The sequence below is a fragment of the Pantoea sp. UBA5923 genome, assembly GCF_002431095.1.
In the GTDB taxonomy this organism is placed as follows: domain Bacteria; phylum Pseudomonadota; class Gammaproteobacteria; order Enterobacterales; family Enterobacteriaceae; genus Pantoea; species Pantoea piersonii.
The window spans coordinates 87,241-109,715 of sequence record NZ_DJDN01000020.1 but is presented as its reverse complement, the minus strand read 5'-3'; the positions used below and the strand labels follow the sequence as shown (position 1 = coordinate 109,715).

At 57.3% G+C, this 22,475-nt stretch carries 19 protein-coding genes and 2 tRNA genes; 17 read left to right on the top strand and 4 right to left on the bottom strand.

The window, feature by feature from the left end; genetic code table 11:
• Window positions 1-95: 95 nt before the first annotated feature.
• The 16 genes from ftsH (at window position 96) to B3797_RS05045 (ending at window position 17,340) form a co-directional block, all read left to right on the top strand.
• Window positions 96-2,021: an ATP-dependent zinc metalloprotease FtsH gene (gene ftsH, locus B3797_RS05115; RefSeq protein WP_033749306.1), complete on the top strand. Its 1,926-nt coding sequence runs from the start codon at window positions 96-98 to the stop codon at window positions 2,019-2,021.
• Window positions 2,022-2,106: 85 nt separating this feature from the next.
• Window positions 2,107-2,940 carry a dihydropteroate synthase gene (gene folP / locus B3797_RS05110; RefSeq protein ID WP_311790567.1) on the top strand — a complete coding sequence of 278 codons (834 nt, stop codon included), beginning with the start codon at window positions 2,107-2,109 and terminating at the stop codon, window positions 2,938-2,940.
• A 7-nt stretch (window positions 2,941-2,947) separates the two neighbouring features.
• Window positions 2,948-4,282 (top strand): phosphoglucosamine mutase, encoded by a 1,335-nt coding sequence (gene glmM, locus B3797_RS05105; RefSeq protein ID WP_311790566.1) that lies wholly within the window; start codon window positions 2,948-2,950, stop codon window positions 4,280-4,282.
• A gap of 216 nt (window positions 4,283-4,498) precedes the next feature.
• Window positions 4,499-4,834, top strand: coding sequence for a preprotein translocase subunit SecG (gene secG, locus B3797_RS05100; RefSeq protein WP_311790565.1), 336 nt, complete (start codon window positions 4,499-4,501; stop codon window positions 4,832-4,834).
• A 48-nt stretch (window positions 4,835-4,882) separates the two neighbouring features.
• Window positions 4,883-4,969 (top strand) — tRNA-Leu (locus tag B3797_RS05095).
• A 59-nt stretch (window positions 4,970-5,028) separates the two neighbouring features.
• Window positions 5,029-5,105 (top strand) — tRNA-Met (locus B3797_RS05090).
• 209 nt (window positions 5,106-5,314) lie between these two features.
• Window positions 5,315-5,767, top strand: a complete 453-nt coding sequence (gene rimP / locus B3797_RS05085) for a ribosome maturation factor RimP (protein WP_147402108.1) — start codon at window positions 5,315-5,317, stop codon at window positions 5,765-5,767.
• Between the two features lie 24 nt (window positions 5,768-5,791).
• The gene (nusA, locus tag B3797_RS05080) at window positions 5,792-7,279 is read left to right on the top strand and encodes a transcription termination factor NusA (protein WP_081136885.1); all 1,488 of its coding nucleotides are present in this window, start codon (window positions 5,792-5,794) and stop codon (window positions 7,277-7,279) included.
• A gap of 17 nt (window positions 7,280-7,296) precedes the next feature.
• Window positions 7,297-9,984, top strand: a complete 2,688-nt coding sequence (gene infB / locus B3797_RS05075) for a translation initiation factor IF-2 (protein WP_311790564.1) — start codon at window positions 7,297-7,299, stop codon at window positions 9,982-9,984.
• A gap of 65 nt (window positions 9,985-10,049) precedes the next feature.
• On the top strand, window positions 10,050-10,457 hold the full coding sequence (gene rbfA / locus B3797_RS05070; protein ID WP_120455418.1) for a 30S ribosome-binding factor RbfA: 408 nt from the start codon (window positions 10,050-10,052) through the stop codon (window positions 10,455-10,457).
• On the top strand, window positions 10,457-11,401 hold the full coding sequence (gene truB, locus B3797_RS05065; RefSeq protein WP_311783217.1) for a tRNA pseudouridine(55) synthase TruB: 945 nt from the start codon (window positions 10,457-10,459) through the stop codon (window positions 11,399-11,401). The genes rbfA and truB overlap by 1 nt, the downstream gene beginning before the upstream one ends.
• A 119-nt stretch (window positions 11,402-11,520) precedes the next feature.
• Entirely contained in the window at window positions 11,521-11,790 is a 270-nt protein-coding gene (gene rpsO / locus B3797_RS05060; protein WP_010615981.1) for a 30S ribosomal protein S15, read from the top strand.
• 306 nt (window positions 11,791-12,096) lie between these two features.
• Window positions 12,097-14,232: a polyribonucleotide nucleotidyltransferase gene (gene pnp, locus B3797_RS05055; RefSeq protein WP_311783216.1), complete on the top strand. Its 2,136-nt coding sequence runs from the start codon at window positions 12,097-12,099 to the stop codon at window positions 14,230-14,232.
• Between the two features lie 131 nt (window positions 14,233-14,363).
• Window positions 14,364-15,248, top strand: a complete 885-nt coding sequence (gene nlpI, locus B3797_RS05050) for a lipoprotein NlpI (RefSeq protein ID WP_033749316.1) — start codon at window positions 14,364-14,366, stop codon at window positions 15,246-15,248.
• 105 nt (window positions 15,249-15,353) lie between these two features.
• On the top strand, window positions 15,354-15,410 hold the full coding sequence (gene yrbN, locus B3797_RS19570; RefSeq protein ID WP_100229640.1) for a protein YrbN: 57 nt from the start codon (window positions 15,354-15,356) through the stop codon (window positions 15,408-15,410).
• Window positions 15,411-15,426: 16 nt separating this feature from the next.
• Entirely contained in the window at window positions 15,427-17,340 is a 1,914-nt protein-coding gene (locus tag B3797_RS05045) for a DEAD/DEAH family ATP-dependent RNA helicase (RefSeq protein WP_311783215.1), read from the top strand.
• A gap of 88 nt (window positions 17,341-17,428) precedes the next feature.
• Here B3797_RS05045 and B3797_RS05040 read toward each other — a convergent pair whose 3' ends face one another.
• On the bottom strand, window positions 17,429-18,175 hold the full coding sequence (locus B3797_RS05040) for a glucose 1-dehydrogenase (protein ID WP_311790563.1): 747 nt from the start codon (window positions 18,173-18,175) through the stop codon (window positions 17,429-17,431).
• A 180-nt stretch (window positions 18,176-18,355) separates the two neighbouring features.
• Here B3797_RS05040 and B3797_RS05035 point away from each other — a divergent pair, with 180 nt between their 5' ends.
• Window positions 18,356-19,258 (top strand): AraC family transcriptional regulator, encoded by a 903-nt coding sequence (locus tag B3797_RS05035; RefSeq protein ID WP_311783213.1) that lies wholly within the window; start codon window positions 18,356-18,358, stop codon window positions 19,256-19,258.
• Window positions 19,259-19,275: 17 nt separating this feature from the next.
• Here the strand turns inward: B3797_RS05035 and B3797_RS05030 are convergent, their stop codons facing one another.
• From B3797_RS05030 to ubiU, 3 genes are all read right to left on the bottom strand, one after another.
• Window positions 19,276-20,286 (bottom strand): luciferase-like monooxygenase, encoded by a 1,011-nt coding sequence (locus tag B3797_RS05030; RefSeq protein ID WP_311783212.1) that lies wholly within the window; start codon window positions 20,284-20,286, stop codon window positions 19,276-19,278.
• A gap of 116 nt (window positions 20,287-20,402) precedes the next feature.
• Window positions 20,403-21,284: a U32 family peptidase gene (locus tag B3797_RS05025; protein ID WP_311790562.1), complete on the bottom strand. Its 882-nt coding sequence runs from the start codon at window positions 21,282-21,284 to the stop codon at window positions 20,403-20,405.
• A gap of 10 nt (window positions 21,285-21,294) precedes the next feature.
• Entirely contained in the window at window positions 21,295-22,290 is a 996-nt protein-coding gene (gene ubiU, locus B3797_RS05020; RefSeq protein WP_311783210.1) for a ubiquinone anaerobic biosynthesis protein UbiU, read from the bottom strand.
• Between the last annotated feature and the right edge of the window lie 185 nt (window positions 22,291-22,475).

Here is a 22,475-nt window from a genome sequence, read left to right as displayed (position 1 = left end):
CAGCCCACCAGCCGCGATTCCATGTATGAAGGATATATAGTACCCTACGCTGTCTGTTAACACCGTTGTAATATGAGGTTAATCCCTTGAGTGACATGGCGAAAAACCTGATTCTCTGGTTAGTCATCGCGGTCGTGCTGATGTCAGTATTCCAGAGCTTTGGGCCCAGCGAGTCGAATGGCCGTAGGGTTGATTATTCAACCTTCCTGTCGGAAGTGAACCAGGATCAGGTCCGCGAGGCACGTATTAACGGGCGTGAGATTAACGTAATCAAGAAAGACAGTAATAAATACACGACCTACATTCCTGTCAATGATCCCAAGTTACTCGATAACCTGTTGACCAAAAACGTCAAAGTAGTTGGCGAACCGCCGGAAGAACCGAGCCTGCTGGCTTCGATCTTTATCTCCTGGTTCCCGATGCTGCTGCTGATTGGCGTGTGGATCTTCTTTATGCGTCAGATGCAGGGCGGCGGCGGCAAAGGCGCGATGTCCTTTGGCAAGAGCAAAGCCCGTATGCTGACGGAAGATCAGATCAAAACCACTTTCGCTGACGTGGCAGGCTGCGACGAAGCGAAAGAGGAAGTCGGTGAGCTGGTCGAGTATCTGCGCGAACCGAGCCGTTTCCAGAAGCTGGGCGGTAAAATTCCCAAGGGCGTGCTGATGGTAGGCCCGCCGGGTACCGGTAAAACCCTGCTGGCGAAGGCTATCGCAGGCGAAGCGAAAGTGCCGTTCTTCACCATTTCCGGTTCTGACTTCGTGGAAATGTTCGTGGGCGTCGGCGCATCTCGCGTGCGTGACATGTTCGAACAGGCGAAGAAAGCGGCTCCCTGCATCATCTTTATCGATGAGATCGACGCCGTCGGTCGTCAGCGCGGCGCAGGTCTCGGTGGCGGTCACGATGAGCGTGAGCAGACCCTGAACCAGATGCTGGTTGAGATGGATGGTTTTGAAGGCAATGAAGGCATTATCGTCATCGCTGCGACTAACCGTCCAGACGTTCTCGACCCGGCGCTGCTGCGTCCAGGCCGCTTTGACCGTCAGGTCGTCGTTGGTCTGCCGGACGTGCGCGGCCGTGAGCAGATTCTGAAAGTGCATATGCGCCGCGTACCGCTGGCGACCGATATCGACGCAGGCATCATCGCGCGCGGTACGCCGGGCTTCTCCGGTGCGGATCTGGCTAACCTGGTGAACGAAGCGGCACTGTTTGCCGCACGCGGCAACAAGCGCGTGGTATCGATGGTTGAATTCGAGAAAGCGAAAGACAAAATCATGATGGGTGCGGAACGCCGCTCCATGGTGATGACGGAAGCGCAGAAAGAATCCACCGCATATCACGAAGCGGGCCACGCGATTATCGGCCGTCTGGTACCGGAACACGATCCGGTGCACAAGGTAACGATTATTCCGCGCGGACGTGCGCTGGGCGTAACCTTCTTCCTGCCTGAAGGCGATGCGATTAGCGCCAGCCGTCAGAAGCTGGAGAGCCAGATTTCGACCCTGTACGGCGGCCGTCTGGCTGAAGAGATTATCTACGGTGCGGAACACGTTTCCACCGGCGCCTCTAACGACATCAAAGTGGCCACTAACCTGGCGCGCAACATGGTGACGCAGTGGGGCTTCTCGGAAAAACTGGGTCCGTTGCTGTATGCGGAAGAAGAGGGCGAAGTGTTCCTGGGCCGCTCTGTGGCGAAAGCGAAACACATGTCCGATGAAACCGCGCGTATTATCGATCAGGAAGTTAAGCATCTGATCGACAGCAACTACCAGCGTGCTCGCCGTATTCTGAGCGAAAACATGGACATCCTTCACGCGATGAAAGACGCGCTGATGAAGTATGAAACCATTGATGCTCCGCAGATCGACGACCTGATGGCGCGCCGCGAAGTGCGTCCGCCAGCGGGTTGGGAAGATCCAGGCAGCAACTCTGACAGCAACGGTACGCCGAAGGCGCCGCGTCCGGTTGATGAACCGCGCACGCCGAATCCTGGCAACACCATGTCAGAGCAGTTCGATAAATAACAGGGTTCTGTTCACCCTTGCAAAAACCCCGGCTGGTCCGGGGTTTTTTACATCCGTTATCAGGTAATCAGAGGAGATTTCCCCTATGAAGTTGTACGCCCGTGATGCCCATCTCGATTTATCGTTTCCCCATGTGATGGGTATTTTGAATGTCACGCCGGACTCCTTCTCCGATGGTGGAAAACATAACTCTCTGGTAGAGGCGCTGACGCACACCAATGAAATGGTTAACGCAGGCGCAACGATTATCGACGTTGGCGGCGAATCGACCCGGCCAGGCGCGGATGAGGTCAGCGTCGAAGAGGAACTGGCGCGCGTGATCCCGGTCGTGGAGGCGATTGCGCAGCGTTTTGAAGTGTGGATATCGGTCGATACCTCTAAAGCTGAGGTCATCCGGGAAGCAGCGCGAGCAGGCGCTCACATCATCAATGATATCCGTTCGCTGTCAGAGCCTGGCGCGCTGGAAGCTGCTGCTGCGGCTGACCTGCCGGTTTGCCTGATGCATATGCAGGGCGAGCCGCGCACCATGCAGCAGGCGCCTGAGTATCACGATGTCGTCAGCGAAGTGGACGCTTACTTCGAGGCTCAAATTGCGCGCTGCCAGGCAGCGGGCATTAAAAAAGAACATCTGCTGCTCGACCCTGGCTTCGGTTTCGGTAAGAATCTCAGCCACAACTATGAGCTACTGGCCCACCTCAGCCATTTTCACCGTTTTGAGCTGCCGCTGTTGGTGGGTATGTCGCGTAAATCCATGATTGGTCAACTGCTGAACGTTGGGCCGTCGCAGCGCCTGACAGGCAGCCTGACCTGCGCCGTGATTGCCGCCATGCAGGGCGCGCAGATCATTCGCGTACATGATGTTAAAGAGACGGTCGAGGCGATGCGCGTTGTCGAAGCGACACGGAGAGCAAAAGGATAATTAAGGCATGAGTAATCGTAAATATTTCGGTACAGATGGCATTCGCGGCAAGGTTGGCGAAGCGCCGATCACCCCAGATTTTGTCCTGAAGCTGGGCTGGGCGGCGGGCAAAGTACTGGCGCGCCACGGCTCAAGAAAGGTGCTGATCGGCAAAGACACGCGCATTTCCGGCTATATGCTGGAGTCGGCGCTGGAAGCGGGTCTGGCGGCGGCAGGCCTCTCCGCCGCGTTTACCGGCCCGATGCCGACGCCTGCGATTGCCTATCTGACGCGCACCTTCCGCGCCGAAGCGGGCATCGTTATCTCCGCCTCGCATAACCCGTTTGACGATAACGGCATCAAATTCTTCTCTGCTGAGGGCACTAAGCTGCCGGATGAAGTCGAAGAGGCGATTGAGCTGGAGATGGAGAAGCCGCTGACCTGCGTAGAGTCCGCCGAACTGGGCCGCGCCAGCCGTATCGTGGACGCCGCTGGCCGTTACATTGAGTTCTGCAAGGGCACTTTTCCCAGCGAGCTGAGCCTCAACGGCCTGAAAATCGTGGTCGACTGCGCCAACGGCGCGACCTATCACATCGCGCCAAACGTGCTGCGCGAGCTGGGTGCGACCGTAATCGCTATCGCCACGCAGCCCGACGGCATGAATATCAACAAAGAGTGCGGCGCGACCGATCTGCGTATGCTGCAACAGCGCGTGCTGGCAGAGAAGGCCGATCTCGGCCTGGCTTATGACGGCGACGGCGACCGTATCATGATGGTCGACCACCTGGGCGAAAAAGTCGATGGCGACCAGATCCTTTATATTATCGCGCGCGAGGGGCTGCGTCAGGGCCAGCTGCGCGGGGGCGTGGTTGGCACGCTGATGAGCAATATGGGCCTGGAGCTGGCGCTTAAGCAGCTTGGTATTCCTTTTGCGCGGGCGAAAGTGGGCGACCGCTACGTGCTGGAGAAAATGCAGGAGAAAAACTGGCGTCTCGGCGCGGAGAACTCCGGGCACGTTATCCTGCTGGATAAAACCACCACCGGCGACGGCATCGTGGCAAGTTTGCAAGTGCTCACTGCAATAGTGCGCAACCATATGAGCCTGCACGACCTGTGCAGCGGCATGAAAATGCTGCCGCAGGTGCTGGTTAACGTGCGCTTCAGCGGCTCCGGCGACCCGCTGGAGAATGAAACGGTGAAAAGCGTAACGGCGGAAGTTGAGAAGACCCTGGGCGGACGTGGACGCGTGCTGCTGCGTAAATCGGGCACCGAGCCGCTGATCCGCGTTATGGTCGAAGGGGAAAATGAAGCACAGGTCACCGAGCTGGCGCACCGGATCGCCGAGCAGGTGAAAGCGGTTTAAGGAGCTAACGGCGGCGGTTTTTACGCCGATCCGCCGTTAAAATCATCATGATGGCGCTTTTTTCCGCAGTCAGTCGCGTTAAAGAAAATTGCACTTGCAGAGGTATGCGCCTTTGGTTAGTATTCACACCCGCTTCTGATGGGTGATGACGACACGGCCCATCTATACTGGCTGAAGCTTAACTGTGCGGTTATCGCGCAAGGAAACAGGTTGATTATGTACGAAGCTCTTTTAGTTATTTTCCTTATTGTGGCCATCGCCCTTGTGGGTCTGATTATGCTGCAGCAAGGTAAAGGCGCTGATATGGGAGCCTCATTCGGTGCAGGCGCATCCGCAACGCTGTTCGGTTCTACGGGTTCAGGTAACTTTATGACTCGCACTACCGGCATTCTCGCGGCGCTGTTCTTCATCATCAGCCTGATTCTGGGTAACCTGAACACCAATAAGACTTCAAAAGGAAGCGAGTGGGAAAATCTGTCAGCGCCGGCTCAGTCAACGCAATCGACTCAGCCTGCACAACCGGCAACGCCGGGTAACGATATCCCGAAATAAGTTCGTCATGCTTGCGACGCGACAGATTCAAGTCGCGGTCTGAAAAGTGCCGAGGTGGTGGAATTGGTAGACACGCTACCTTGAGGTGGTAGTGCCCGATTGGGCTTACGGGTTCAAGTCCCGTCCTCGGTACCAAATCTGAGTTTTACTTGCAAAAATCGCAAGATCGGCGTAACATTCGTCACGTTTTCGGACGCGGGGTGGAGCAGCCTGGTAGCTCGTCGGGCTCATAACCCGAAGGTCGTCGGTTCAAATCCGGCCCCCGCAACCACTTTCCCTTAGAGTTCTTTTTCAAATATACTGTGTGCATCGACGGGCGCATCGCAGCGAGTTTTGAAAAAAATTCTTCTGGACGGTGCCGAGCCGCTTAGCGGCGTACAGGGTCCAGTCACAAAAAGCCCCGAATTTTCGGGGTTTTTTGTTATCAGGAAATCGCAACACTGGGCTATTAAGCCCTTTTTTTATGTCTTGGGGGTGGGCTTGTCCACATTAGAGCAAAAATTGACAGAGTTGGTATCGGCTCCGGTAGAAGCGCTCGGCTATGAACTGGTCGGTATTGAATTCGTTCGTGGTCGCACATCAACCCTGCGCATCTATATTGATAGTGAAGATGGCATCAATGTCGATGATTGCGCGGATGTCAGCCACCAGGTAAGCGCAGTGCTGGATGTGGAAGATCCCATCACCGTGGCTTACAACCTTGAAGTCTCCTCACCGGGACTGGATCGCCCCATGTTTACCGCGGAACACTATGTGCGGTTTACAGGCGAAGAAGTCAGTCTGGTCCTGCGCATGGCGGTACAGAACCGTCGCAAATGGCAGGGCATCATCAAGTCAGTCGAAGGCGAGATGGTGACGGTGACCGTTGAGGGTAAAGATGAGGTGTTCGCGCTGAGTAATATTCAGAAAGCGAACCTGGTCCCCCACTTTTAAAAGTCCGGATTGAGGCTAACCAGGATGAACAAAGAGATCTTAGCTGTTGTAGAAGCCGTTTCTAACGAAAAAGCCCTGCCGCGTGAGAAAATCTTCGAAGCGCTGGAGAGCGCGCTGGCAACTGCGACCAAGAAGAAGTATGAGCAAGAGATTGACGTTCGCGTCAGCATCGATCGCAAAAGCGGCGACTTTGACACCTTCCGCCGTTGGGAAATCGTAGAAGAAGTCACGCAGCCGACGCGCGAGATCACGCTGGAAGCAGCCCGCTTCGAGGATGAAGCGTTCAATCTGGGCGATTACGTTGAAGATCAGATCGAATCGGTCACCTTTGACCGTATCACCACCCAGACCGCGAAGCAGGTTATCGTGCAGAAAGTGCGCGAAGCTGAGCGTGCGATGGTGGTCGATCAGTTCCGCCAGCACGAAGGCGAAATCATCACCGGCGTGGTGAAAAAAGTGAATCGCGACAATATCACTCTCGATCTCGGCAGCAACGCCGAGGCGGTGATTTTGCGCGAAGATATGCTGCCGCGTGAAAACTTCCGTCCGGGCGACCGTATTCGCGGCGTTCTCTACGCCGTACGTCCGGAAGCGCGCGGTGCGCAGCTGTTCGTGACCCGTTCTAAACCCGAAATGCTAATCGAACTTTTCCGCATCGAGGTGCCAGAGATCGGCGAAGAAGTCATCGAAATTAAAGCGGCGGCTCGCGATCCGGGCTCACGCGCTAAAATTGCGGTGAAAACCAATGACAAACGTATCGATCCGGTTGGCGCCTGCGTCGGTATGCGCGGCGCGCGCGTACAGGCCGTATCAAGCGAGCTGGGCGGTGAGCGTATCGATATCGTACTGTGGGACGATAACCCAGCGCAGTTTGTTATTAACGCCATGGCGCCGGCCGACGTGGCGTCAATCGTGGTTGATGAAGATAACCACACCATGGATATCGCTGTTGAAGCCGGGAATCTGGCTCAGGCGATCGGCCGTAACGGCCAAAACGTGCGTCTGGCTTCCCAGCTGAGCGGCTGGGAGCTGAACGTGATGACCGTCGATGATCTGCAGGCGAAACACCAGGCCGAAGCGCATGCTGCTATTGATATGTTTACTAAACATCTCGACATCGACGAAGAGTTCGCCACCGTACTGGTGGAAGAGGGCTTCTCTTCGCTGGAAGAGCTGGCATACGTGCCGATCAACGAGCTGCTGGACGTTGATGGTCTGGACGAAGAGACCGTAGAAGCCCTGCGTGAACGAGCCAAAAATGCGTTAACCACCCTGGCGCTGGCGAAAGAAGAGAGCCGTGGTAATCAGGAGCCCGCTGAGGATCTTCTGAATCTCGACGGCCTGGATCGTACGCTGGCGTACCGCCTGGCGGCGAAAGGCGTTTGCACGCTGGAAGATCTCGCCGAGCAAGGTGTCGACGATCTGACGGATATTGAAGGGCTGAATGATGAGCAAGCCGGCGCGCTGATTATGGCCGCGCGAAATATCTGCTGGTTCGGCGATGACGCGTAATAACAGGAAGGAACAGCATGACAGATGTAACCGTAAAATCGCTGGCCGCAGAGATTCAGACCCCGGTCGATCGCCTGGTTCAGCAATTCGCTGACGCAGGGATCCGCAAGTCGGAGAACGACGCGGTCACGCAGCAAGAGAAAGAAACTTTATTGTCTCACCTCAATCGCGAGCATGGTCAGACCGGCTCAAGCAAGTTAACATTGCAGCGTAAGACACGCAGTACCTTGAATATCCCAGGCACCGGGGGTAAAAGTAAATCGGTGCAAATCGAAGTCCGCAAAAAGCGCACCTACGTAAAAGGTGATGCGGAAGCTGAACAGGCAGAAGCAGAAGCCCAGGCTCAGCGTGAAGCGGAAGAAAAGGCGCAACGCGAGGCTGAAGAACAAGCCCGTCGCGAAGCTGAAGAAAAAGCGCAACGTGAAGCCGAAGAGAAAGCCAAGCGCGAAGCCGCTGAAAAGGCGAAGCGTGAAGCAGCGGAAAAAGAAAAAGTGACGAATCATCAAACCGACGATATGACCAAGGCTGCGCAGTCCGACAAAGCCCGTCGCGAAGCGGAAGCGGCTGAACTGAAGCGTAAAGCGGAAGAAGAAGCGCGCCGTAAGCTGGAAGAGGACGCACGCCGCGTTGCTGAAGAAGCGCGCCGCCTGGCTGAAGAGAAATCGGCTGAATGGGAAAAACCTGAGGAAGAGGATAAAGGCGACTATCACGTCACTACCTCGACTCATGCCCGTCAGGCTGAAGACGAAAACGACCGTCAGGTTGAAGCGGGCCGCGCGCGTGCGCGCACCACCGCTAAAGCGGCGCGTCCGGCGAAAAAAGGCAACAAGCATTCCGAAGCCAAAACCGATCGCGAAGAAGCGCGCGCGGCGATTCGCGGCGGCAAAGGCGGCAAACACCGCAAGCCAAGCATGCTGCAGCAAGGCTTCAACAAACCTGCTCAGGTTGTTAACCGCGACGTTATCATCGGCGAAACCATCACCGTAGCCGAACTGGCTAACAAAATGGCGGTGAAAGGTTCCCAGGTCATCAAAGCGATGATGAAGATGGGCGCGATGGCGACCATCAACCAGGTGATCGATCAGGAAACAGCTCAGCTGGTAGCGGAAGAGATGGGTCATAAAGTGATCCTGCGCCGCGAGAACGAGCTGGAAGAAGCGGTAATGAGCGATCGCGATACCGATGCTGCGCAAGAATCGCGCGCACCGGTCGTCACCATCATGGGTCACGTCGACCACGGTAAGACGCGCCTGCTGGACTACATTCGTTCGACCAAAGTCGCCTCTGGCGAAGCGGGCGGCATTACCCAGCACATCGGTGCTTACCACGTTGAAACCGACAACGGCATGATCACCTTCCTGGACACCCCGGGCCACGCCGCGTTTACCGCGATGCGTGCACGTGGTGCGCAGGCGACCGATATCGTTATCCTTGTGGTAGCGGCTGACGACGGCGTGATGCCACAAACCATCGAAGCGATCCAGCACGCGAAAGCGGCGGGTGTGCCGGTGGTGGTTGCCGTCAACAAAATCGATAAGCCAGAAGCCGATCCGGATCGCGTGAAGAACGAGCTGACGCAGTACGGCATCATCCCGGAAGAGTGGGGCGGCGAAAACATGTTCGTCAACGTCTCTGCGAAAGCCGGTACCGGTATCGACGACCTGCTGAACGCGATTCTGCTGCAGGCGGAAGTGCTGGAGCTGACCGCTATCCGTGAAGGTATGGCGAGCGGCGTCGTGATCGAATCCTTCCTGGATAAAGGTCGCGGTCCGGTAGCAACCGTTCTGGTGCGCGAAGGTACCCTGAACAAAGGCGACATCGTGCTGTGCGGCTTCGAATATGGCCGTGTGCGTGCGATGCGTGACGAACTGGGTCGCGAAGTGCTGGAAGCGGGTCCGTCCATTCCGGTGGAAATCCTCGGTCTCTCCGGCGTGCCGGCAGCGGGCGATGAAGCGACCGTTGTACGTGACGAGAAGAAAGCGCGTGAAGTGGCGCTGTATCGTCAGGGCAAGTTCCGCGAAGTCAAACTGGCACGTCAGCAGAAGGCGAAGCTGGAAAACATGTTCGCCAACATGACCGAAGGCGAAGTTTCCGAGCTGAACATCGTGCTGAAGTCCGACGTCCAGGGTTCTGTGGAAGCGATCTCCGACTCGCTGCTGAAACTCTCCACCGACGAAGTGAAGGTGAAGATTATCGGTTCTGGCGTGGGCGGTATCACCGAAACCGACGCAACCCTGGCTGCGGCATCCAACGCTATCATCCTCGGCTTCAACGTGCGTGCCGATGCCTCTGCGCGTCGCGTCATTGATGCTGAAAACGTCGACCTGCGTTACTACTCCGTCATCTATAATCTGATCGACGAAGTGAAAGCAGCGATGAGCGGTATGCTGGCACCGGAGTTCAAACAGCAGATTATCGGTCTGGCTGAAGTTCGTGACGTGTTCAAGTCACCGAAATTCGGCGCGATCGCTGGCTGTATGGTCACCGAAGGCAACATCAAGCGTCACAATCCGATCCGCGTACTGCGCGACAACGTGGTTATCTATGAAGGCGAGCTGGAATCTCTGCGTCGCTTCAAAGATGACGTCAACGAAGTGCGTAACGGCATGGAGTGTGGTATCGGCGTGAAGAACTACAACGACGTTCGCGTTGGCGACATGATCGAAGTGTTCGAAGTGATTGAAGTTAAGCGCACCATCGACTAAGCACTGGACGATGTGTTGCAATTTGGGAGGCCGCTGGCCTCCCGAATTATTTTGGAGAGTTGATTATGGCGAAAGAATTTGGCCGCCCACAGCGCGTGTCGCAGGAGCTGCAAAAAGAGATCGCAATCATTCTGCAGCGCGAGATTAAAGATCCGCGTCTCGGCATGATGGTGACGGTATCCGGCGTGGAAGTGTCGCGCGATCTCGCTTATGCCAAAGTATTTGTCACCTTCCTCAACGATAAAGACGAGGATGCGGTGAAAAACGGTTTGAAGGCGCTGAAAGAGGCGTCTGGCTATATCCGTATTCTGCTCGGCAAGGCGATGCGTCTGCGCATTGTGCCGGAGCTGACCTTCTTCTACGACAACTCGCTGATTGAAGGTATGCGCATGTCGAACCTGGTCTCTAACGTTATCAGGAACGATGTCGAGCGTCGCGGTGAGAACCCGACGGAAGATGACAAGGAGGACTGATGAGTCGTCCTCGTCGTCGCGGTCGCGACGTCCACGGCGTGTTTCTGCTCGATAAGCAGCAGGGCGCGTCGTCCAACGATGTGCTGCAAAAAGTTAAGCGCCTGTTTAACGCCAACAAAGCGGGCCATACTGGCGCGCTCGATCCGCTGGCGACCGGCATGCTGCCGATTTGCCTCGGCGAAGCCACCAAATTCTCACAGTATCTGCTCGACTCGGATAAGCGTTATCGCGTGATCGCGCGCCTCGGCGAACGTACCGATACCTCCGACGCTGACGGCAATATCGTCGAAACCCGTCCGGTGACCTTTAGCCAGAGCGAACTCGACGCGGCGCTGGAGAGCTTCCGCGGCGAGACGATGCAGGTGCCGACCATGTTTTCGGCGCTGAAGTATCAGGGCCGAAAACTGTATGAGTACGCGCGCGAAGGCGTCACTGTGCCGCGCGAAGCGCGTCCGATTACCGTATTCGAACTGCAGTTTATCCGCTGGGAAGGTGATGAACTGGAGCTGGAGATTCACGTTTCCAAAGGCACCTATATCCGCACCATTATTGACGATCTGGGCGAGAAGCTCGGCTGCGGCGCGCATGTCATTATGCTGCGTCGTTTGCAGGTGGCGCGCTACCCGATCGAAAAGATGATGACGCTGGAACAGCTGCAGGCCGTAGCGGCGACGGTAAACGCGGCGGAAACGCCCGATTACGCGCCGCTCGACGCGCTTTTGCTGCCAATGGATAGCCCGGCGGAAGCGTTTCCTCTGGTAAATTTGCCCTCTGCCGTTGCTGCCTTTTTCAAACAGGGCATGCCGGTTCAGGCGGCAGATGCACCGCAGCAGGGACTGGTGCGCGTCACCGAAGGGGATGCGCATAAGTTTATCGGGATGGCGGAAATCGCCGATGACGGGCGCGTGGCGCCGCGTCGTCTGGTGGTGGAGTACCCCGCGTAATCATTGCTCAACGCCGCATTTGCGTTGCTATCGGGCGAAGAGTAGAATAGCGCGGCTTTAAAGCGGGTAGCTGAATTAGAGATCGGCACCCATACATTCATTTATTACTGGAGTTTATTATGTCTCTAAGCGTAGAAGCTAAAGCAGAGATCGTTGCCAAATACGGTCGTGGCGCTAACGACAGCGGTTCAACTGAAGTTCAGGTTGCTCTGCTGACTGCTCAGATTAACCACCTGCAGGGTCACTTCTCTGAGCACAAAAAAGACCACCACAGCCGTCGCGGTCTGCTGCGCATGGTATCTCAGCGTCGTAAGCTGCTGGACTACCTGAAGCGTAAAGACGTTGCTCGCTACACCAGCCTGATCGAAAGCCTGGGTCTGCGTCGCTAAGTCTGAAGAATCTGATCAAAGATGTAGTGCAGAGACTTTGCAAAAAACGCGTCTTGCGATCAGATTCGTGCGAGTTTCGCGAAAAGGGGGCCTTTACGGCCCCTTTTTTCGAGCAATGCGCAGCAATCCGTACCAAACTCATGTATTGTTGCAGTGAGTGATCTTCGTTTGCAGAGGTTCGCGCGGCTAATGAGAGGCTTTACCGCAGATTCGGTTAAAGGTTGTCATTAGTCGCGAGGATGCAGCTGAAGATCGGTAATCCATGGCTCGCCAGAAAGGCGTTGCCCCGAAGTTAAGGAATTCATTTTGCTGAACCCGATCGTACGTAAATTCCAATATGGTCAGCATACCGTCACGCTGGAAACCGGCATGATGGCGCGCCAGGCCACCGCAGCCGTTATGGCCAGCATGGACGACACCGCCGTATTCGTTACTGTTGTCGGCCAGAAAAAAGCGAAAGCAGGTCAGGACTTCTTCCCGCTGACCGTGAACTACCAGGAGCGTACCTACGCCGCTGGCCGTATCCCGGGCAGCTTCTTCCGTCGCGAAGGTCGTCCAAGCGAAGGCGAAACCCTGATTGCGCGTCTGATTGACCGCCCGGTTCGTCCGCTGTTCCCGGAAGGCTTCGTGAACGAAGTTCAGGTTATCGCAACCGTAGTCTCCGTTAACCCGCAGGTTAACCCGGACATCGTTGCAATGATCGGCGCCTCTGCTGCGCTGTCGCTGTCAGGCATTCCGTTCAACGGCCCGATCGGCGCCGCGCGCGTCGGTTACATCAACGACCAGTATGTGCTGAACCCGACCGCTGACGAAATCAAACAGTCTCGTCTGGATCTGGTGGTTGCCGGTACGCAGAATGCGGTACTGATGGTAGAGTCCGAAGCGGACATCCTGACCGAAGATCAGATGCTGGGCGCAGTGGTCTTTGGCCACGAGCAGCAGCAGGTTGTGATCGAAAACATCAATTCTCTGGTTGCAGAAGCGGGCAAACCGCGCTGGGACTGGCAGCCTGAGCCGGCTAACAACGCGCTGATCGCACGCGTTGCCGCGCTGGCTGAAGCGCGCATCAGCGACGCTTACCGCATCACCGACAAGCAAGAGCGTTACGCACAGGTTGGCGTCATCAAAGACGAAACCATCGCTGCGCTGCTGGCCGAAGATGAAACGCTGGACGACGCTGAAATCGGCGACATCGTTCACAGCCTGGAAAAGAACGTGGTGCGTACCCGTATCCTGAACGGCGAACCGCGTATCGACGGCCGTGAAAAAGATATGATCCGTGGTCTGGACGTGCGCACCGGCGTGCTGCCGCGTACTCACGGCTCGGCGCTGTTCACCCGTGGCGAAACGCAGGCGCTGGTTGCCGCGACGCTGGGTACCGCGCGCGACGCGCAGAACCTGGATGAGCTGATGGGCGAACGTACCGACAGCTTCCTGTTCCACTACAACTTCCCTCCTTACTCGGTAGGCGAAACCGGTATGGTCGGCTCGCCGAAGCGTCGTGAAATCGGTCACGGCCGTCTGGCGAAGCGTGGCGTGCTGGCAGTGATGCCGAAGCAGGAAGAGTTCCCGTACACCGTTCGCGTGGTTTCTGAAATCACCGAATCAAACGGTTCTTCTTCTATGGCTTCCGTGTGCGGTGCTTCTCTGGCGCTGATGGATGCCGGCGTGCCGATTAAAGCGGCCGTTGCGGGCATCGCGATGGGCCTGGTAAAAGAAGATGAGAAGTTCGTGGTCCTCTCCGATATCCTCGGCGACGAAGATCACCTCGGCGACATGGACTTCAAAGTAGCCGGTAGCCGTGAAGGCATCACCGCGCTGCAGATGGACATTAAAATCGAAGGCATCACCCGCGAAATCATGCAGGTTGCGCTGAATCAGGCCAAAGGTGCGCGTCTGCACATCCTGGGCGTGATGGAGCAGGCGATCAGCACGCCGCGTCAGGAAATCTCTGAGTTCGCGCCGCGCATTTACACCATCAAGATCAATTCAGACAAGATCAAAGATGTGATTGGTAAAGGCGGTTCCGTTATCCGCGCGCTGACCGAAGAGACCGGCACCACCATCGAAATCGAAGACGACGGTACCGTGAAAATCGCGGCAACCGACGGTCTGAAGGCGAAAGAGGCGATTCGTCGCATCGAAGAGATCACCGCCGAGATCGAAGTGGGCCGTATCTACAGCGGTAAAGTCACCCGTATCGTTGACTTCGGTGCCTTCGTCGCTATCGGCGGCGGCAAGGAAGGTCTGGTACACATTTCTCAGATCGCGGACAAGCGCGTAGAGAAAGTGACTGACTACCTGCAGATGGGCCAGGAAGTGCCGGTTAAGGTACTGGAAGTGGACCGTCAGGGCCGCGTTCGTCTGAGCATCAAAGAAGCGACAGAGTCTAAGCCTCAGGGCGAAGAAGCTGCCGTGACCAGCACGCCAGACGCAGAGTAATTCCCTGTTTGCCTCTCCTTATCCCATTGTGGATGGGAGAGGCGTTTGTGTCATCGCGAGGGCGGGAATCCTTGTGCACAGCAGGCGGATGACAGGAGCGTTATCCTAATGTTTGTATTCGGGAGTGGGAAATGAAGCCTTTTTTGCGCTGGTGTTTTGTTGCGACAGCTATCACGCTGGCAGGATGCAGCAACTCCAATTGGCGTAAGAACGAAGTTCTTGCAGTACCTCTACAACCCACACTGCAGCAGGAAGTGATTCTGGCGCGCATGGAACAAATTCTTGCCAGTCGCGCCCTTACCGATGATGAACGCGCACAGCTGTTATATGAGCGCGGAGTGTTGTATGATAGTCTCGGTCTGAGAGCACTGGCGCGGAACGATTTCTCGCAAGCGCTGTCTATAAGACCAGATATGCCGGAAGTGTTTAACTATCTCGGCATATATTTAACGCAGGCAGGCAATTTTGATGCTGCCTATGAAGCGTTTGATTCTGTACTTGAGCTTGATCCAACTTACAATTATGCGCATTTAAACCGTGGTATCGCCCTCTATTACGGCGGTCGATACAAGTTAGCGCAAGATGATCTGCTGGCGTTTTATCAAGACGATCCCAACGATCCTTTCCGCAGCCTGTGGCTCTATCTCGACGAACGTGAGATGGACGCTGACAAGGCGAAAGTTGCGCTGCAGCAGCGTTACGACAAAGCGGCCCGTGATCAATGGGGATGGAACATTGTCGAATTCTACCTTGGCGACATCAGTGAAAGCACGCTGATGGAACGTCTCAAGGCAGACGCAACGGATAACACCTCGCTCGCTGAACATCTCAGTGAAACCAACTTCTATTTAGGTAAGCACTACCTAAGTCTGGGGGAGAAGGACAACGCGAAAGCGCTGTTCAAACTGGCGGTGGCCAACAACGTCAATAACTTTGTTGAACACCGATACGCATTGTTGGAACTGGCGCAACTCGGCCAGACACAAGACGATTTATCAGAATCTGACCAGCAATAGCTGACGAACTTTTATTGCCTGAATTACCCGTTAAGTCATCATCTTCCGGGATGAGGGCTTTTCTGTTCGTCGAAACTTCTAATTTGAGCCGGTTCACACTTTTTGATGAAAATGACTGAAAATTTTCACGACGAGTTATGTAGACTGGCCGCCGCAATCTAAGAGGCACGTGTACTACATGACTGATATTCAAACCACTTTTGCTGACCTGGGCCTGAACGCCGACATCCTCGAATCACTGAACGGCATGGGCTATGTTAAGCCTTCTCCGATCCAGGCTGAGTGTATTCCTCACCTGCTGGCGGGCCGTGATGTACTGGGCATGGCGCAGACCGGCAGTGGTAAAACTGCAGCGTTCTCGCTGCCGCTGTTAAACAACATTGATCCTTCTCTTCGCGCACCGCAGATCCTGGTGCTGGCGCCGACTCGCGAGCTGGCGGTGCAGGTTGCAGAAGCGATGACCGAATTCTCTAAACATATGCGTGGCGTCAACGTCGTGGCCCTTTACGGCGGCCAGCGTTATGACGTGCAGCTGCGCGCGCTGCGTCAGGGCCCGCAAATCGTGGTGGGCACCCCGGGTCGTCTGCTCGACCACCTGAAACGCGGCACGCTGGATCTCTCCAGCCTGCGTGGCCTGGTGCTGGACGAAGCTGATGAAATGCTGCGTATGGGCTTCATCGAAGACGTTGAAACCATTATGGCGCAGATCCCGGAAGGTCATCAGACCGCGCTGTTCTCAGCGACCATGCCGGAAGCGATCCGTCGCATCACCAAGCGTTTCATGAAAGATCCGCAGGAAGTACGCATTCAGTCCAGCGTTACGACGCGTCCGGACATCAGCCAGTCTTACTGGACGGCGTACGGTCGTAAAACCGACGCGCTGGTGCGTTTCCTGGAAGCGGAAGATTTCGATGCCGCTATTATCTTCGTGCGTACTAAAAACGCGACGCTGGAAGTGGCCGAAGCGCTGGAGCGCAACGGTTATAACAGTGCGGCGCTGAACGGCGACATGAACCAGGCGCTGCGCGAGCAGACGCTGGAACGTCTGAAAGATGGCCGTCTCGATATTCTGATCGCAACTGACGTTGCGGCGCGTGGTCTGGACGTTGAGCGTATCAGCTTGGTCGTTAACTACGACATCCCGCTGGATGCCGAGTCTTACGTGCACCGTATCGGTCGTACAGGCCGCGCGGGCCGCGCCGGTCGTGCGATTCTGTTCGTCGAGAACCGTGAGCGTCGTCTGCTGCGCAACATTGAGCGCACCATGAAGCTGACTATTCCAGAAGTGGAACTGCCGAACGCAGAACTGCTGAGCACCCGTCGCCTGGAGAAATTCGCCGGACGCGTACAGCAGCAGCTGGAAAGCAGCGATCTGGACCAGTATCGCGCGCTGCTGGAGAAACTTTCTCCGCAGGACGATCTTGATATGGAAACGCTGGCCGCTGCGCTGCTGAAAATGGCACAGGGCGAACGTCCGCTGATCGTGCAGCCGGATGCGCCGCGTCCGCAGCGTCGTGAGTTCCGCGATCGTGACGATCGTCGTGATGACCGCCGCAGCCCGCGTGAAGCGCGTGACAACCGCGAAGGCGGCGATCGTCCGCGTCGCGAACGTCGCGACGTTGGCGAAATGGAGCTGTACCGCATTGAAGTTGGCCGCGATGACGGTGTTGAAGTTCGTCATATCGTTGGCGCTATCGCTAACGAAGGCGACATCAGCAGCCGCTACATCGGCAACATCAAGCTGTTCGGCACCCACTCGACGATCGAGCTGCCGAAAGGCATGCCGGGCGATATCCTGCAGCACTTCACCCGCACGCGTATTCTCAATAAGCCGATGAATATGCAGCTGCTGGGCGATGCGCAGCCGCAGAGCGATGCGCGCGGCGAACGTCGTGGCGGTGGTCGTGACTTCGGCGGCGAGCGTCGTGGCGGCAACCGTGAGGGTGGTCGTGAAGGCGGACGTCGTTTCTCTTCCGAGCGTCGCGAAGGCGGTCGTGAAGGCGGACGCAGCAGCTTCAGCCGTGAAGGCAGTCGCGGTCCACGTCGCGAAGAAGGCGCTGCAGCAGCAGCACCGCGTCGTCGTGAGTTCTGATAATCAGCCTCGCTGATGAATAAAAAGGGAAGCCTCCGGGCTTCCCTTTTTTACTGGTGCGTTATGGTGACGCGCCTTTTTTTTTGCTTTAAGCGCCGCCAGCGATCAATACGCGCTCGCCGCTAATGTAGGCTGCTTCCTCAGAGGCGAGAAACAGCGCCACCTGTGCCACATCTTCCGGCAGCCCGAAACGGCCGAGCGGCGTCGCCGCCAGCAGCTGCGCTTTAAGCTGCGGATTGAGCTTCTTCGCCGCCAGTAATCCTTCTGTCAAAATGATGCCCGGCGCCAGCGCGTTAACGCGAATATTGCGCGGGCCGAGCTCGCGCGCCAGCCCCTGCGTCAGCGTATCAATCGCGCCTTTTGTCGTTGCCCAGAGCACTGAACCCGGCGTGCTATGCTGGCTGTTTAGCGCGCTCAGATTGATGATACAGCCGCCCTGCGCTGGAAAGCGCCGCGCCGCCTGCTGACAGACCAGCAGGGTGCCCAGCAGATTTACGTTGAGCTGCTGCTGCATCTCCAGCAGACTCAGGGCGCTAAACTCGCCGTGATGAAACTGGCCGGCGTTATTGACCACAATATCGGGCGCGCCGAAGTGCGCCTCTGCGGTTTCGAACAGACGCTCGACATCTGCCTGGCGTGAAATATCCGCCTGCACCGCCAGCCCCTCGCTGCCCAGCACGCGAATGTCGCTGACCACATCGGCCGCGCCTACCTCATCCTGACGATAGTTCACGACAACGCGCGCGCCAGCCGCGGCAAAAGCCATGGCGATTGCTGCGCCGATGCCTTTCGAGGCGCCCGTCACCAGCGCAATTTTTCCATCAAGTGCTTTCATCTTGTCTCTCCACCTGAATATCGCGTTTGCAAAATATGCGCTTTTGCGCCGATCGGGCGGTAGCGCAATCCTGCAAGTCTCTTGCACGATCCTGCAAATCTGGCGGAGAGACGGCTGCGTCTGTGAATGGTTCAGGTAACATATTCTCGACAATCCACGCGTGAAGAAAGAGGAGAGGATATGGCGGAACCGGCGCAGCTACAGCATCTGGCACAGCTTATTGCCCGTCATGCGGTCGAAGATGGCCGTCACGACAGCGCGATTGATTTTCTCTTTTTTGGCCGCAGCTCAAGGCCGACCGAACCAACCTCCCATGCTCAGTGGGCCAGCTTCGCGCTGGTGGCCCAGGGTGGAAAAGCGCTGCGTATGGGGGAAGAGGTGATTCACTACGGACCTGGCGATCTGCTGCTGGTAACGATGGATATGCCGGTGCGCTCCTGCGTAACCGTTGCGACGCCGGATAAGCCAAATCTCGGCATTGGCATCGCTATCAACGAGTCGCGCCTGATGCGCTATCTTGACAGCTTTCCACTGGCCTCATCGCTGGCGGAAGCGCGCACTGAACGCGGCATCGCCGCGCACAAAGTCTCGCCGCTGCTGGTCGATGCGGTGATCCGTCTGATTCGCCTGCTGGATCAGCCGCAAGATATCGCCGCGCTGGCGCCGCTTATTGAACAGGAGATCTTTTATCGTCTGCTGACCGGGCCGGAAGGTGGCCGCATCCTCAATATGGCGCTGGCGGAGCGGCCCGGCAACAAGGTGGCGCGCGCGGCGCGCTGGCTGCGTGAGAATTTTCACCAGCCGCTGAAAATCGAACGACTCGCCAGCAGCGTCGGCATGAGCCCCTCTTCGCTGCATCATCATTTCAAAGCGGTAACCGCAATGACGCCGATGCAGTATCAGAAGCAGCTTCGCCTTAACGAAGCGCGCCGCCTGATGATGATGGATAAACTGGATGCGGGAACGGCGGGGTATCGCGTGGGGTATCAGAGCGCGTCGCAGTTCAGCCGCGAGTACAGCCGTTTTTACGGCCAGTCTCCCGCACGCGACGTTCGCCAGCTGGCGGTGGGGCCTGAAGCGTAGCGCCCACCGCGCGCACGCTAGAGCGAGCGAGCCGCTTCCATCGCAATAGCGAAGGAGCGCAGGCGCGCCTCGGTATCAAAGATCTGACCGTTGACCATGATCTCGTCAGCCTGGGTTTCGCGCATCAGCGCGGCAAGGCCATGACGCACCTTGTCGGTATCGCCGACCAGCGACATGCTCAGCGCCTGCTGCACGCCATACTGTTCCGACGGCGACCACAGGTTGTCCATGTTCTCCACCGGTGCAGGCAGCGGGCCGGGCTTGCCGCGGCGCAGGTTGATAAACTGCTGCTGCTGCGAGGTAAACAGGAAGCGCGCGTCGCGCTCGCTGTCAGCGGCGACAACGTTGATGCAGACCATCGCGTAAGGCTTGTCCAGACGCGCCGAGGGCTGGAATTTTTCACGATACAGGTGCAGTGCCTGGAACAGCAGATCGGGCGCAAAATGCGACGCAAAGGCGAACGGCAGGCCGAGCTGCGCCGCCAGCTGGGCGCTGTAGAGGCTGGAGCCAAGCAGCCAGACCGGAATTTTCATGCCCAGTCCTGGCACCGGCTGAACGGGCGGCTGCGCATCTTCGTCGGCGTCAAACCAGTTAATCAGCTCCTGCACATCGTCCGGGAAGGTATCCGCATGGATGCTGGAGAGGTGACGGCGCAGCGCCATCATGGTGCGCTGATCGGAACCCGGCGCGCGGCCCAGGCCTAAATCGATACGGCCGGGATAAAGGGACGCCAGGGTACCGAACTGCTCGGCGATCACCAGCGGCGCATGGTTAGGCAGCATAATGCCGCCCGATCCCAGATGCAGGGTAGTGGTGTTGGCCGCCAGATAGCCGATCAATACCGATGTCGCCGCGCTGGCGATGCCGGTCATATTATGGTGCTCGGCCAGCCAGTAACGCTCGTAGCCCAACGCTTCCGCCTGACGCGCCAGCGCCAGCGATGTGTGAAAGGCATCGCGCGGGGTTGAGCCCTGAGGAATCGGTGCCAGATCCAGCACAGAAAGACGAAGGGGTTTTTTCTCAGACATGGGCACTCCAGTTGGGTATGGCGCAGGTGATGATTAACCTGCACCAACCAGTATTACGTAATAATGCCCATATTAAAACTGCTAACAACGGCAGGCGACTAGCCTGTATGTGCCTTTCAGGAGGAGATCAGCGTCATGCCGGCGACTTTACGCCAGTAGCCGTTGCAATCGTTACCCTGCGCCATCATCAGCGGTGACTGCCCCTCTTCGTTGGCGCGGAAGCGGGCGATCTCGTCCAGGGTCGCGCTGTTTTGCGGCGACAGCCGCAGAATATCGACCCAGCCGCGCATGCCGGTTAAGTCATTGCCGAGGTTGTAGCAGTAGCCGCTCATGGTCTGAATGCCGTTCAGCACAAACACCTGCTGGCCTTCCTGTGAGTGGACGCGTCGCCCGTTAGGGTAGTTGATGCAGCAGGTCTGGCAGTCATCTTTGGCACGATGTTCGGCGCGGGCGGTAAAGCAGCGCGCCGACAGCGCCAGCGGCAGATAGCCGTAGCCCAGCACCTCTACTTCAAACTGGCCGCGAATGCCGCGCTCCTCGCTCTGCTGCTGCAGCTGCAGCAGCCAGTCGCGCGACATCTCCACCGGCATACACCAGCGCGTCATTCCCTCTTTTACCAGCAGATGCAGGGTCTCGACGTTATAGACGTTGAGCGTAGGCCCGGCGACAAACGGCAGCTTGCGTTCGGCCGCCATATTCACCGTTCCGATGTCGTTCGCCTCAATCAGAAATTCGCCGTTGTCGACGTAGCGCTTCAGCTCTTTCAGCTCTGAAGGCGACTGCAGCAGCGCCAGCGTACTCAGCACCACCTGCTTGCCGCTGGCCGCCAGCTCGCGCGCCAGCTCCATCCAGCGCTGGTAAGAGGTTGCGCGCCGTTTGCTGCACACCGCTTCGCCGAGATAGACGATATCCGCGCTGCTGTTCGCCGCCTGCTGATAAAAGCTCGCCAGCTGCTCTGTCGGCCAGTACCACAACACCGGACCGATTGCGTATTGCATCCTGTTCTCCTTATTGCCATTCACGGTGGTAAGCGCCAAGCGTGGTCTGCGAGCCTTCGGAAAGCTCATCCAGCGCTGCTGACCAGGCGTCGCTGACCGCAAAGTTTTCCGGCGCGCTCTTGCAGCGATCGATCGCCTGACGCCATACGCGCGCCACCTGTGCCACATAGGCGGGACTGCGCTGACGTCCCTCAATCTTCACCGAGGCGACGCCAGCGCGCAGCAGATCCGGCAGCAGCGTCAGGGTGTTAAGGCTGGTGGGCTCTTCCAGTACGTGATATCGCTGGCCGTCCACCTGATAGCGTCCTTTACACAGCGTGGGATAGCCTGCGCTCTCATCCGGCGCGTAGCGGTCGATCAGCACGTCATTCAGGCGGGACTCCATACCCTTGGGGGTTTGCTGCCAGCGCACAAACTTCGCGGGCGAACAGGCGCCCGCGCTGTTGGGCGACTCGCCGGTCAGCCAGGAGGAGAGATAGCAGCGGCCTTCCGCCATAATGCAGAGGCTGCCAAAGGCGAACACCTCAAGCGGCACCGGCGTTTCGCGCGCCAGCTGCCTGACCTGATGCAGCGACAGCACGCGCGGCAGCACCACGCGGCTGAGCGCGAAGTGGCGGTGGTAAAAGCGCACCGCTTCCAGATTGGTGGCGGAAGCCTGCACCGACAGATGGCGCTCAATCTCAGGGTAGCGCTGCGCGGCGTACTCCAGCGTGGCGATATCGGCAAGGATCAGCGCGTCCGCGCCGTTCTGCGCCGCCACGTCGATGGCGCGTCGCCAGCGGCCCATACCGTCAGGGTGGGCGAAGGTGTTGATAGCGACATGTAACTTACGGCGATGCTGGTGCAGATAGCGGGCCGCTTCCGCCAGCTTCTTATCGGTGAAGTTCAGCCCGGCGAAGTGGCGCGCGTTGGTGTCGTCTTTCAGTCCGACATACACCGCATCGGCGCCATTCTCCACCGCTGAACGTACGGCGGGCAAATTACCGGCCGGGCACAGCAGTTCCATAGTGATCCCTCGTCGACAGGATAAGGCGTCGAGTCTAGGCAAACGGCTGGCGCTAAATGTTGATTTGAGGCAGTGAATCGCCAGTTGATAAGAGGGATAGCGGAAAATTCGCCTAAAGGAGCGGCGAAATTATTGATCTCGACTGCGGCGTGCGGCGACGGATGTGGCAATATACCTGAAATTTT